Consider the following 13354-nt stretch of genomic DNA (forward strand, 5'->3'; position numbering starts at 1 on the left):
CATCCGTGGGGGCCGCCCGCCGGGCGGCCCCCACGGCCTTTCCCGGTCATGCCGCCAGGGCGGCCCGGGCCGCCGCGAGCGTCTGCTCCGCGTAGCCCCGGCCGAACAGCAGGGTGTGCACCAGGAGAGGGAAGAGCTGGTGGAGCCCGGTGCGCACTTCCCAGCCCGCGGCGAGCGGTGTCGTCTCCTGGTAACTCTCCAGCACCCGGTCCAGATGCGGGCAGCCGAAGAGGCGGAGCATGGCCAGGTCCGTCTCACGGTGACCTCCGTGGGCGGCCGGATCGATGAGCCAGGCATGCCCCTCGGTGTCCCACAGGACGTTGCCGTTCCACAGATCGCCGTGAAGCCGGGCGGGCGGCTCGGCGGGGCCCGACAGTCCGGGCAGCCGCTCGCAGACGCGTTCGACCACGGTGGCCTCGGTGCGGCGCAGCGTCCCGTTGTCCACCGCACCGCGCAGATAAGGCAGGACCCGGTGCTCGGCGTACCAGCCGGGCCACTCGGCGCCGGGCACATTGCGCATGGGGGCGAGCCCGATGTACGCGTCCTCGGGGCCGCCCGGCGGTGGCGCGCCAAACGCGGGAGCGCCGCAGGAGTGGAGGGCGGCCAGGGCGTGCCCGAGCCGGGACGCGGCCGGGGCACTCGGCGGCCCCGTCTCGATGCGGTCGGTCACCAGCCAGCGCCCATCATGGCCGTGCACGAGCGGAACACGGACCGTACCGGCGTCCGCGAGCCAGCGCAGCCCCGCCGCCTCGGCAAGTATCGCCCGGGGGCCGTCGCCGCGCTTGACCATCACCGTCAGCCCACCGGCGAGGGTGACTTCGGTGACTGCCCCGGACACCGCGCGCTCCGCCGTAGCCGGACGTCCGGCGAGCCGCGCCGCCGCGGCCCCTGCTCCTTCGACGTCCATGGTCACCGCACCACCCCGCACCACCCCGTTCCCTTCAGGGCCGGTCCGGCCCTCAAGGGCCGCCCGGGACCGCCGTCTTCGCACGCCGTAGGGAGAAACCGGACGATACCGTACGGGTCCTCGTCCCACGGCGGTGCCGCCGTCTCAGTCGGCGGCCGTCCCGTCCCCGGAACGGGCGGAAGCGGGCTGTTGTCGTTGCCGCTGCTGGAAGAGGGAGTACAGGTACAGCAGTGACGGCACGAGCAGCACCGCACCGACGGCCAGGGCCACGAGGCTGCTGCCCAGCACGGAAGCCTGGGAGGCGCTGCCCCGGACCGTGACCGACGGCGGCAGCATCGCCGGGTACTGCGCCACGCCCCAGCTCCACAGGATCGCGGCCACCGCCGTAGCCGCCGTGACCCGTACGAACGTCAGCTCGGTGCGGACGAGCAGGGCCAGACTGACCAGTCCCAGGAGGGCCGAGACGATCACCAGGGGAAGCGCCCGGTGGGTGAGGCCGTGGAAGAGCTGCGGAGCGTCCGTCTGGAGGACGGCGATGCCGACGACGGCCACGACTCCCGTCACCACGCCCGTGGCCAGCGCCCGCGCGCGGAAGTAGGCGACCAGGTCCGGTCGGCCGGAGCGGTCGGCGTCACCGCTCAGGTACACCGCCGCGAGATAGGCGCAGGCGAGCACGGCCAGTACGCCGCCGAGGGCGGAGGTCGGGTTGAGCCAGCTGGTGACGAGGTTCCCTTTGGCCAGGCCCGGGGGGACCCGGCCCGAGGCGACGGCACCCGCGACCGAGCCGAGGAAGTAGGGGGTGACGACCGAGGAGAGGGCGAAGAACCCGCCGAACAGGCGCTGCTGCGGCACCTCGGAGCTGGCCTTGCGGAAGGCGAACGCGGCTCCGCGGGCGATGATGCCGAGGGCGGCCAGGGTCAGCGGGATGTAGAGGGTCGACATCACGGCCGCGAACACCGGCGAGAATCCGGTCCACAGCAGGACGACGACGAAGATCAGCCAAACGTGGTTGGCCTCCCAGACCGGTCCGATGCTGTGCTCGATGAGCCGGCGCGGCTCCCGGCCACGCCCGCTGCCCCCGGCGAGCAGATCCCACAGACCTGCCCCGAAGTCGGCGCCGCCGAACAGGGCGTAGCAGGTCAGCCCGATCCACATGACGGCCAGAGCGGTGTCGGCGAGCATCAGCGCCTCCCCGCCGAGGAGGTGCGGAGGGCCGGGCAGCGCCACAGCGCGTCGGCCGGAGAGCAGGACTCAGACAACGGGATACTCCTCCACGTCACGCTCCTGAGGCGCGAGCGGCACGGGCCGGTCGCGTGTCAGCCTGCGCAGCACATAGACGGCGCCCGCCGTCATCAGCGCGTAGACGACCAGCACCAGCCACAGCCCGGTCATCAGCCCCGGGGCGACGTTCACGGCGTCGCTGACCCGCAGCAGATCCCGTACGACCCATGGCTGCCGCCCCTCCTCGGTCACGGTCCAGCCGCATTCGAGAGCGACGACCGCCGCGGGTCCTGACAGCGCCCCCAGCAGGAAGAACAGGCGCAGCGGGCGGCTCGTCCCCTCCAGCCACGGCCCCGGCCGTCGCCTGCGGCGCAGGGCGAGCACGAGCAGCCACGCGCTGACGAGGAGCAGGAACAGTCCGCAGCCCACCATGAGATCGAAGGCCAGATGCACCCCGGTGACCGGGGGCCACTCGTCGGACGGCACCTGGTCGAGCCCCTGGACCACGGTGTCCGGGCTGAATCCGACCAGCAGGGACAGCCCGTCGGGGATCTCCACGCCGTACCGCAGGCCGTTGTGTCCGGCGATGCCGCCGATGGTCAGCGGGACATGGCTTCCGGTGTGGAACACCCCTTCCATCGCGCCCAGTTTGACCGGCTGGTAGTGGGCCACGAACCGGGCCGCCCAGTCCCCGACGACCAGCTGGAAGGGGGTGACGACCGCGCCGAGGATCAGGGGGACGGTGAAGCCGAGACGGTGGTAGTGGTCCCTGCGGCCGCGCAGCATGGCGACCCCGTAGACACTGGCGGTCAGGAAGGACGCCACCATGAGCGCCGCAAGGATCATGTGCGTGGTCTGTGGCGGTGTCGCCGGGTTGAACATCGCCGCCCACGGGTCGACGTGCACGACCTTGCCGTCGCGGACGGTGAAGCCCCGCGGCTGGTTCATCCAGGCGTTCGCGCACACGACGAAGAAGGCCGACGCGATCCCGGCGACGACGATGGGGACGCCTGTGAGGAGATGGAGGCGTGACGGCAGCCGGTCCCACGCGTAGAGATAGATGCCCAGGAAGATCGCCTCGATGAAGAAGGCGATGCCCTCCATGGCGAACGGCAGCCCGATCACCTGTCCGTAGGTCCCCATCAGACCGGGCCACAGCAGACCCAGTTCGAAGCTGAGGATGGTGCCGGACACCGCTCCGATCGCGAACAGCACCCCCATGGCGCGCGCCCATCTGCGGGCGAGCAGACGGCACGAGTGGTCGCCGGTTCGCCCGCCCCACCACTCCACGGTCAGAGTCAGCAGGGGCAGCCCGACACCGAGACACGCCAGGACGATGTGCCAGCCGAGGGAGAAGCCCATCTGGGCGCGCGCCGCGTCGAGATTCCCCTGGGTCGCGCCCGCGGCGGTCAGTGCCCCCGGCAGCGCGTCGACCGTCGCCATCGGACACCGCCTTTCTCCTCGGCCGAAGCGACAGGGCACCGGCATCGCGTCACAGGAGCACCCCGGGCACGGAAATGACGCCGTATCAGGGACTCTCCCGAGGAAGGTGCCGCGATCCCTACCCGCTACGGACGGCGCTGCCACGGCCGGTGGCCGGAGATCACCCCGTCGTCGTGGTGAGCTTGCGCCTCCAGGGTCGTGCAGTACGCCGCCTCCGTGACCGCCGCGACCCGCCCCCAGCCGAACCTGCGCAGGACACGACGCCGGCCCGCCGCCCCGCAGGCCGCCCTCCTGCCGGGGTCGGCGAGAAGGCCGGCGAGGGCACGGGCCAGCGCCTCGGGGTCGCCCGGGGGCACCAGCCGTCCGGTGGCCGGGTCGGCGACGGTGTCCAGATGGCTGCCGGCTGCGCTGGCGACGACCGGCCTGCCGCAGGCCATGGCTTCGAGCGGCGCGGTGCCGAAGGGTTCGTGGTCCGCGGGGCAGACCACCACGTCCGCGGCGCGCAGCAGAGCCGCGGCCTCATGTCCGGGCACCGCGCCCGTGAACCGGAGGCGGTCCGCGACCCCGGCCTCCCGGGCCAGACACCGCAGCCGGCGTATCCCCGGGTCGTCCCCGAGCCGGTCCGGCGGGGGACCGCCGACGACGACGAGGAAGGTGCCGGGCAGCAGGGCCAGCGCGGCGAGGGAGACAGCCGCGCCCTTTCCGGCGTCCACAGGGCCCAGTTGGACCAGTTGATGCCGGTGAGCGCCGCGCTCGGCCACGGGTCCGTGAGGGGTGAACAGGCCGGTGTCGACCCCGCGCGGCACGATGCTGACCTTGTGGGCGGGCACGCCCAGCCTGGCGAGTTCGACCGCCTCGCCCCGGCAGGTGGCGATGATCCGGTTGCAGTCGATCCCCGCCCGGGCCTCGTGGACGAGCCGCCGTGGCGGCACGGCGTCGTCCTTCGGCCGCCGGTCCGTTCCGGCCGTGTGGTACGTGTGCAGGAGAGGCAGCCGCAGTTCGCCCAGGGCCCTCAGTGAGGCGAGCCCGGGCAGCCAGAAGTGCGAGTGCACCAGGTCGGGGGGCCGTACCCGCCAGACCCGGGCCAGATGGTGTCCGAAGTCCCCGCTGAGCGGGAGACCGTCGTCCTCGGGCATCGGTCGCCGGAGTCCGGCGGGCCCATGGCGTATCTCGACCCCTTCGCGCGGTGACACCCGGTCCGGAAGGTCCGGGGAGTCACGGCGGGTGTAGACGGTGACCCGGTGCCCCCGGTCGGCGAGCGCGTCCGCGAGGCGGGCGACGTGGACGTTCCGCGCGGCGGTGTCCTTCCCGTCGAAGGCGGCGAGCGGGCTGGCGTGCTCCGAGACGATCGCGACCGCCAGGGAGCCCGGGACCTCCGGATCGCTGCGGCCGGAGCAGAAGGTGTGTGCGTACGACGTCATCGGCGCACCCCCGCCAGGGTGCGGGGATCGCGCGGTGCGGCACGGGACAGGGCTGCCAAGGGAGGTCTCCTTCCTGGGCGGCGACGGTGTCGGGCCGCTGTTCCCGACACCGGGCCGCGGCCGGCGCCGAGCGGCGCCGAGCACCCCGTCCAGGGTCCGTCGCCAGTGGGGCGGAGGCTCGGTGGTGTGCGGCATCCGGGTGACGGACGGACGCTCGAGGGCGAGTTGTCCTCAGCCGGAACGGGGCACGCGAAGGTGCCGCCGGGCGGCCAGCTCGTCCTCGTCCACGAGTGTGAGCATGGGGCGGCCCGGCACCATCAGCATCACCACGACGAAGCGGCTCCAGATGTCCTGGCGGTTGTTGCCGTCCTGGTAGTGGATCACATCGCCCCCGGGCTCCCAGAACGCGTCTCCCGCGCGCAGCACACGCTCCGGCTCGCCTTCCAGTTCGAACAGCATCTCCCCTTCCAGCATGTAGCCGAACACCGGGCCCGAATGCCGGTGCGGAGGGGCACCGGGATCACCGGGCGGGTACTGCACGAGGGCCGTCATCACCTCGGGCCGCTCCGGCACGTACTCCGGCCGGGCGTCCAGCAGCGAGGTCACCGCCGTCTGCCAGGCCGGCGCCCCGGGCGGGGACTCACCGCCGGGCGGACGGGATTCTGCGTCGGTCATGCGCTGCCTCCATCGTTGCGGTTGCCGCCGGGTACGGGTCAGGGGGTGAGGATGCCGATGCCGTCGCCGAGCAGCTTGAGCCCGAGGACGAAGAAGAGGACGGCCATCACCGCGGTGTTGTGCCGTGCGGCCCAGTCCCGCCAGGTGCCGAGGACGGACTTGGCACGCCCTCCCATGAACAGATAGACACACAGCGGCGCCAGGACCCCGACCGAGGAGACGACGACGAACACGGCCATCGCGCCGATCTGCTGCGGCACCGGGATCGCCGTCGAGCTGATGGAGGCTCCCGCCGCGATGGTCAGCGGAGCGTTCTTGGCGTTGGCCGCCGACAACAGGAACCCCAGGCCCAGCACCTTGAGCGGGGTGAAGCCGTCGATGGCGGCCATCCACTTCGGCAGTTGGGCCTGGGAGGGGTCTGTGGGGCGGTGGCGCCACATCCGCACCGCGAAGAAGACGAGCAGGAGGCCCAGGGCGAGCTTCAGGGCGCCCACCCATGTGGCCGGATGCTTGTGCGCGGACGCTCCTCCGGTGCCGCCGACCGCCAGCATGATCGCGCCCAGCAGCGCCAGCCCCAGGACCCAGCCGACGGCGAACAGGACGCCGTTGAGCCGCCCCCGGGGGGTGGCCAGCAGCAGGATGACGGCCACGATGGGGAGCGGGCTGACCGCCACGGCGGCTGCCAGGCCCAGCACCTCGCCCACGGCGTGTCCCACGGGGGCCTCCTCGCGAGCGTCTCAGTCCCTGAGGGAGTCGTGGGGCTGGGGGTCGTACATCACTGACTCGTCGCCGTGCATGGTGAACACGGCCGGGGCGAGGAAGGCGCACTGGGCGTATCCCTGGCACCGGGTGAGGCCGATGACGACCCTCATGAGCGTTCAGCTCCCTCGCACGACGGGGCACATGGCGCCGCCGTGACTCCAGGCGAGGCGCGCAGCCCGGATCCGGGTCGTCCGCCTTCCAGCTTGGAAGGGGCGCTTGGGACGTGCACCTCCACCGGTCCGACAGGGTGAGCCGTCCAGGCCCCGGGTTTACGGGCCGCTGGGATTGCCGGGTCGTCAGGAGGCGGCTTTGCGCAGGATGGAGGCACCGAGGTACTGGCAGGCCAGCAGCGAGACCTCCAGGTCGGTACGCCGTTCCTGGACCGGCCGCCCGATCGCCTCCTCGGCCTTGCGGATGCGGTACTGCACGGTGTTCTTGTGCAGGATCTGGCGGCTCGCGGTGGCGGTGTAACTGCAGCCGGTGGCCAGGAAGATCTGCAGGGTCTCGCGCAGCCGCGCGCTGTGCTCGTCGTCGACGGCCAGACCGCCGAGCACGCTCCACACCCACGCGCGCGTGTCGTCGAGGTCCGCGCACATCAGCGCGACCGGGGCGACTTGGCGGTACGCGGTGACCCGGGCACCGGGATTCGCCGTCAGGACCAGTTCCTGCGCACGCCGTGCCTGACGGTGCGTCCGGCGGAAGCCCGCCATGCCTGCTTCCGGCTCACCCGCGGCGACCCGAGCGGTGGCATCGCCGTCCTCGACGGCGCTCGACAGCAGGCCCCAGGAGATCTCCCGGTGGGCCCCGAACGGGAGCCAGGCCCAGGACGAGGTCTCGTCCCGGGCGACGACGAGGGGTTCCTCCCGGCACCCGAGCTTCTCGGCGATCTGACGGCTGAGCCGGTCGAGCCGGACCAGAGCCTCGCTGCCGCGCGTGGGTTCGGGCATCCACAGCGCGATCCCCACATGGTGCTGGCCCATCCGGTAGCCGAGGGCGGATTCCGCCCACCCAGGGTCCACCCGCTCACCGTCGAGGATCTCCCTCACACGACTGGTGCGTGCGCCCGTCTGCCGCCGTGGCCAGCGTTCCCGTTCATGTTCGTACGTCTCGATGACGCGCTCGGTCACCTGGTCGACGTAGCCGAAACTCACCTCCAGCATGCGCCAGGTGGTCGAGGCGGAGAGCGCCTCGTCGTCGCATTGGCGGTGCAGTTCGCCCAGACACCACTGCAGGAAACGGCGGTGGCCCATCCTTTGAGCCCGGACGAGTGCGCTCAAGGGGATCTTGCGCTGAGCGAGTCTTCTCGCGCATTCCAGCGCCGCGGTGGGCGCCTCGATATTGCTCAGGGAAATATCGTGCTCAAAAATATGCAGCAATGCGGCCACGTTTTCCTCGATATTCGCCCTGAGGATATCGACGACGGCTTGACCCTCACTGAGCTGCGGAATTTCGGCCAGCAGGTGTTCCCAAATATCTCGGCTGACTTCCAGGACGTGTATGTCCACCCGCGACGCCACGGCCGACAGGAGCTTCGCGGATTCGAAGCCGTCCACTGCCATGTGATCACTCTACCGTGGTGCGCGGCCGGGTGCGCGGAGTGACCGCAGGCTCCGGCGGAACCAAATCTCCCGGCACATTTCGTGTTCCGCGCCCGATGGATCGCCCGCCATTCGCCCGTAGCGTTGCAGAGGACGGTGACGGCCGAACGGAGCGGGAACACCTGACCCCAGTCAGACCTGACCCAGTCAGGAGGTAACACCCGTGAGCATGTCCTTTCCGCCGCACGCACCACAGGACTACGCGCTGCTCGCCGACGGGGAGCGAGGCGCGCTTATCGGACCGCAGGGCGACATCGTCTGGCTGTGCTCACCCGGCTGGCACGACAACCCCGTCTTCGCCGCCCTCATCGGGGGCCGGGGCGGCTACGCGGTCACCCCGCACTCGCGCCATGTCCCCGGCGGCCACTACGAGGACGGCACGCTGATCTGGCGCAGCCACTGGGACACCGCCGAAGGCGTGACCGAGTGCCGCGAGGCCCTGGCCCTTCCCGCCGAGCCCGGCCGCCTCGTTCTGCTGCGGCAGCTTCGGGCCGAGGAGGGACCGACGCATGTACGGGTCGTGCTCGACCCGTACGCGGACCACGGCCGGGGCATCGCGACCACCGCGCACCGCGCCGACGACGGTGTTTGGTACCTCAACGCGGGCAAACACAGACTGCGCTGGCAGGGTGTGCCGGCGGCAGGGTTCCACGGGCAGAGCCTGATCGCCGACCTCGTGCTCAAGCCCGGCGAACGGCATGACCTCGTCCTGGAGTGCTCCTCCTCGCCGCTGCCGCGGACGGGCCCGAAGGCCGAGCAGGTGTGGTCCGCGACAGAGGAGGCGTGGCGCAGGGCCGTACCCGGGCTGGACCGTACGATCGCCGGGAAGGACGCCCGGCACGCCTACGCCGTCCTGCGCGGGCTGACCCACCATGGCGGCGGCATGGTCGCGGCAGCCACCACCGGCCTGCCGGAACCGGTGCGGGCAAGGCCCCCTCGCGACCAGCGGTATGTGTGGATCCGCGATCTCGGCTACGCGGGTCAGGCCGCTGCCGCCGCCGAGACCCCGGAACTCCTGGACGCGGCCGTGCGCTTCGTGACGGAGCGGCTGCTGACCGACGGCCCGCACCTGGCTCCCGCCTACACCGTGCACGGCACGCCCGTGCCGGACCGGCGGGACCTCGAACTGTCCGGCTACCCGGGCGGCTCGGGCCCGGCCGCCGACCGGGTGCGCAAGCAGTTCCAGCTCGACTCCTTCGGTGAGGCGCTCCTGCTGCTGGCCGCGGCGGAGCGATGGCAGCGGCTGGACACCGCGGGCTGGCCCGCCGTCGAACTGGCGGTGGGTGCCATCGCCGAGCGCCGGTCCGAGCCCGACACGGGACTGGACGCGGGAGGCAGGGAGCAGGCCCCACGGCTGTGGACCCACAGCCGGCTGACCTGTGTGGCCGGACTGCGTGCCGTGGCCGCCGTGGCGACGGGCCTTCCGCTCGCCGACACCTGCGAACGCCTGGCCGACGCCCTCCTCGCCGATGTCTCGGCGACGTGCGTCCATCCGTACGGCCACTGGCAGCGCACGCCCGACGACCCCGGCGCGGACGCGGCCTTGCTGCTTGCCGCGGTGCGTGGCGCGCTGCCCGCCGACGACCCCCGTACCCGGGCCACCCTCGCCTGCTGCCGCGTCCGGCTGGCGGACGACTACTTCATGCGCCGCTTCCGCGACGACGACCGGCCCCTCGAGGACGCCGAGGGCGCCTCCTTGCTGTGCGGTTTCGCCATGGCGCTCGCCGAGCACCAGCAGGGCCGCCGCGCCGACGCGTACCGCTGGTTCGAGCGAAACCGTGCCGCCTGCGGGGCGCCAGGCCTGTACGCCGAGGTGTTCGACACCGCCCGGCGCCAGCCGCGAGGCAACCTGCCACGGGCACTCGTCCACGCCCTCCTGCTGGAGTCGGCCGCCCGCCTCGCCTAGGGTCTTTCGTTCGGATCAGGCCGGATCAGGGAGCGGTGCCAGGGCCCGCGAGCCCCGTCTGATCCAAACGAGAGGCCCTGGTTGTGCTGTGGCCGGAAGGGTTCACCGGCGGGCCGGGCTCGCGGGTGGTGTTCTCCGGCCCGTCATCGCCCCGTGCTGCGGGCCGCCTGGGCGATGTGCGGCACCACCCGGCTCAGTGTCACCACCCCCCACACGATCAGCCCGACCCCGATCACCTCCGGCAGCAGCCACCAACCGGTCCGGATCCGCTCTCCGAACAGCGTGATGCCGAGCAGCAGGCTCACCGATGCGTCACCGATGGTCAGCGCGGGCTGTGACGCGGCCAGCCAGCCCGCCTGCAGCGCGTTCTCCAGCAGCAGGACGGCCGCCACGCCGGTCAGCGCGAAGCCGTACGTCTGCCAGGACGTCAGGAAGGCGCGCAGACCGCTGTCGGCGAACGTGCCCGTGGCGGACTTCAGCAGTGCGGCGGTGAGCGCGTTGCCGATAGCCGACGCCGTGGCGAGCACCGCGGCCCTGAACAGTGGAGGACGTCCCGGGCGGGCCAGGGCGACCGCCGCGGCCATGGCCGTGAGGCACAGCACCAGAACCGGGATCCAGCGCTCCATGGACGCCTGGTTCCGCACCCCCGAGGGCGCGGCCGAGGCCAGGACGATGGCCAGCCCCGCGACCACCCCCGTGGTGGCCCGCCAGACCGCCGGCGGCAGCCGACGGTGCATGAGGGAGGCGACGATGAACAGGGCGATGGGCAGTTCGAGCACGAACAGGGGCTGTACCAGGGCCATCGGCCCGTTCACCAGGGCGAGCGCCTGGAACAGCGCGGCGCCCGCGACCCCGGCGATCCCGATCACCCAGGCGGGGCGGTGCGCCAGCGCGATCAGCAGCCGCAGACCGCCGCCCCGCGAGACGGTGGACGCTGCCTTGCGCTGGAAGGCGGTGCCCACCGCGTTGCTGGTGGCGCCCATGACGGCGAACAACGCGGCGAGCACGATCATGCCTCCAGCATGCCCCGGGGCGGTCCCGGGTGGCGCGGAAGGAAACGCGTGGCACCGTCAGGCGGCCGATGAGGTCCCGGCCCCTGCCTGGCCGCTCCTGCTGCCACCTCGCGCCGCCGCCGCCAGGCTGGGCTGGAGGCGGCGGGCCACGTCGATGTGGTCGCTGGTCCAGATGAGACGGACGGGGGTGGCAGGGGCGGTGGCTTTCCCCCGGTCGTCGACGAGGTCACGGCAGAGGGATTCGGCCAGACCCGCCTCGGCCACCGGGTTGCGCGGCAGCGGGGGCGGCACGGGAGTGCGCCGGGTCAGCGCCGAGGCCAGGTCCCGGTACCAGTCGGACACCCGGCCCGCGGCACACAGCAGCGCGAGCCGGGCATCGGCCCGGTCCGCCTCCGGGGGCGGAAGGCCGCCGCCCCGCCAGATCCCCAGCATGGCGTCCGCTGCCAGACGCAGCCCGACGACTCCGGTGACCAGGGTGGTCATGTCGGCCAGCGGCAGCCGTTTGTGGCCGTGTTCCGCCAGATAGGTGCGGAAGGTGTCGTCGAGTCTTCGGGCGGAGGCGGCCGCCTGGCGGCCCTTGTCCCGCGGGGTGTCCCCGGGCGCGGGACCGGGGTCGCGGTGCCCCACCGCGTATTCCACCGCTCCGGCCAGATAGCGGGCGCTGTCCTGGTACGCCTCCGCCAGAGCCGTATCGATGGCGGCCGCCGCTCCGCGCGGCCAGAACAGCAGTCCCACCATGACGCTCACGGCGCAGCCGATCGCGATGTCCTGGACCCGCACCACCGCGATATGCCAGTTGGGGTCGTGGCCGACGTTGAAGAGGATGACCAGGGTGACGGTGAACGCCGCCTGGCCCGCGGCGAACGAGATGACGGCGGGCGCGATGCCCGCGGCCAGCGCGGCGACCGGCAGCAGGAACCAGAGGAACGCCCCATGGTGTCCGAAGGGCTGCATCAGACCGGCCCCGATGAGCGAGCCCGCGATCGTCCCGCCCACCGCGCGCAGCGCCCTCTGCCCGGTGCTGAGCGCGTTCGAACGCAGAACGGACATGGTACCCAGGAGCACCCAGAACGAGTGCGGAAGCACGGTCAGATCCGCGACGGCCACGGCCGCGCCGAGACCGAGCGCGCCTCTGAGGCTGTTGTGCAGCCACACCGAGTGGGGCCGCAGATGAGCGGCGCCCCGGTCCCGCGCGGCTGCGAACGGGCCGCCCAGGGCGCCGGGTTCGCGCCCGAGCAGGCGGTCGGGCCAGCCGCGCCGCTCGGCGGCCGCCGCCAGGTCCACGTTGCCCGCGATCTGGAGCGTCGCGAAACCCAGTTCCTGGGCGCGGAAGGACAGGTCCAGCGAGCCCAGGAAGGCGTGGACCGACGACGGTGAGGGCGGACTCAGCTGGTGCACGGGCAGCCGGGTGCCGGCGCTGCACTCCATGTCCACCATGGCGGAACGCAGCTCGGCGAGCGAGGTGCGCAGCGCCTCGGGGCCCGCGCACGGGGAGTCGAGCAGCAGGGCCGACTGTTCCAAAGCCGCGGCGGCGGCGCGGCGGACGGCATGGGCCGCGTGGTCGCAGGGCGGGGTGCCCCCGGGCGGGGCCGCGCTGTCGGCCACGATGGTGCACAGCCAGGTCAGTTCGTCGACCAGGCGGACCAAGGCGCGGGACCCGGTCGAGAGCCCGGTGGGCCGGTAGAGGGTGGTGTCGAACGCGCGGCGCAGGCCGTCGGACGCGGTGGCGGCCTCGTCGGCAGCGACGCGGCAAAGCGAAGCGCTCGACGCGCCCGGCCCGCCGGCCAGCCGGGAGGCGTCGGTGCGCAGCTGCGCCGCCACCGCACGGCAGACACGGGACGCGGGGGCGCACAGCGGGTCCGCCGTCGCGCGGGGCCACAGCAGGGACACCGCGAGCAGGGCGGCGACGGCAGCGAGGCCCGCCCCGGCGAGCCGTTCGGGCAGCTGGGACAGGGGCGCGGGCGAGCTGACGGGAAGGACGAAGGCCAGCAGCAGAGCGTTGGTGGCCCCGGCGAGGACCGAGCTGACCACACCGCAGAAGAGGATCACGAAGCCGACGACGACCATGGCGAGAATCGCGAGCCACACCACGCGGGCCACGAGCGTACCCAGGCAGATCAGCAGTGCCCAGGCCACCGCCAGGCCCAGATGCGCGCGCAGCCGCTGGACCATCGGGCCCGTGAACTCCACGAGCAGCAGCATCGAGAACGAACCGAACGCCGCGTAGGTCGCCATGACGGCCGAGCCCAGCACCTGGCCGCACAGCGCGAACAGGGTCGGGAGCACCAGCGCGGTCCGTACGGCCCGTCGGGTCGCCGCGAGTTCGGGATCGCGCGTGCGCAGCCACTCCATGGCCCGCACGCGCCGGATGCGGCCGGGTGCCTGCATGCGCCCACACCCTCCTCGGC

Annotated in this window: 10 protein-coding genes and 1 pseudogene; 1 reads left to right on the forward strand and 10 read right to left on the reverse strand. The window is 72.6% G+C overall.

The features are described from left to right. Positions 1-46 precede the first annotated feature (46 nt). The 8 genes and pseudogenes from ABZ845_RS09830 to ABZ845_RS09865 all read right to left on the reverse strand — a co-directional run bounded on the left by ABZ845_RS09830 (position 47) and on the right by ABZ845_RS09865 (position 7988). A complete protein-coding gene (locus ABZ845_RS09830; RefSeq protein WP_360975511.1) occupies positions 47-907 on the reverse strand; it encodes a fructosamine kinase family protein in 861 nt (286 codons plus the stop codon). A gap of 144 nt (positions 908-1051) precedes the next feature. Next, positions 1052-2089 carry a cytochrome d ubiquinol oxidase subunit II gene (locus tag ABZ845_RS09835; RefSeq protein ID WP_360975513.1) on the reverse strand — a complete coding sequence of 346 codons (1038 nt, stop codon included), beginning with the start codon at positions 2087-2089 and terminating at the stop codon, positions 1052-1054. 69 nt (positions 2090-2158) lie between these two features. Beyond that, positions 2159-3571 (reverse strand): cytochrome ubiquinol oxidase subunit I, encoded by a 1413-nt coding sequence (locus ABZ845_RS09840; protein WP_360975516.1) that lies wholly within the window; start codon positions 3569-3571, stop codon positions 2159-2161. 125 nt (positions 3572-3696) lie between these two features. Then, on the reverse strand, positions 3697-4992 hold the full coding sequence (locus ABZ845_RS09845) for a glycosyltransferase (protein WP_360975519.1): 1296 nt from the start codon (positions 4990-4992) through the stop codon (positions 3697-3699). A 231-nt stretch (positions 4993-5223) separates the two neighbouring features. After that, a complete protein-coding gene (locus ABZ845_RS09850; RefSeq protein WP_360975522.1) occupies positions 5224-5667 on the reverse strand; it encodes a cupin domain-containing protein in 444 nt (147 codons plus the stop codon). Between the two features lie 38 nt (positions 5668-5705). Then, positions 5706-6383, reverse strand: a complete 678-nt coding sequence (locus tag ABZ845_RS09855) for a GAP family protein (RefSeq protein WP_360975525.1) — start codon at positions 6381-6383, stop codon at positions 5706-5708. 45 nt (positions 6384-6428) lie between these two features. Beyond that, positions 6429-6539 (reverse strand): annotated as a pseudogene (locus tag ABZ845_RS09860) (ferredoxin); the annotation flags it as partial. A gap of 186 nt (positions 6540-6725) precedes the next feature. Next, the gene (locus ABZ845_RS09865; protein ID WP_360975528.1) at positions 6726-7988 is read right to left on the reverse strand and encodes a helix-turn-helix domain-containing protein; all 1263 of its coding nucleotides are present in this window, start codon (positions 7986-7988) and stop codon (positions 6726-6728) included. Positions 7989-8196: 208 nt separating this feature from the next. Here ABZ845_RS09865 and ABZ845_RS09870 point away from each other — a divergent pair, with 208 nt between their 5' ends. Then, positions 8197-9933, forward strand: a complete 1737-nt coding sequence (locus ABZ845_RS09870) for a glycoside hydrolase family 15 protein (protein ID WP_360975786.1) — start codon at positions 8197-8199, stop codon at positions 9931-9933. Positions 9934-10076: 143 nt separating this feature from the next. On the opposite strand, the gene ABZ845_RS09875 is transcribed toward ABZ845_RS09870, so the two are convergent. Together ABZ845_RS09875 and ABZ845_RS09880 are read right to left on the reverse strand one after the other, a co-directional pair. Further along, entirely contained in the window at positions 10077-10946 is an 870-nt protein-coding gene (locus tag ABZ845_RS09875) for a DMT family transporter (RefSeq protein WP_360975531.1), read from the reverse strand. A 57-nt stretch (positions 10947-11003) separates the two neighbouring features. Beyond that, positions 11004-13334 (reverse strand): FUSC family protein, encoded by a 2331-nt coding sequence (locus ABZ845_RS09880; protein ID WP_360975534.1) that lies wholly within the window; start codon positions 13332-13334, stop codon positions 11004-11006. Between the last annotated feature and the right edge of the window lie 20 nt (positions 13335-13354).

The organism is Streptomyces sp. NPDC047022 (assembly GCF_040644155.1).
Lineage (GTDB): Bacteria > Actinomycetota > Actinomycetes > Streptomycetales > Streptomycetaceae > Streptomyces.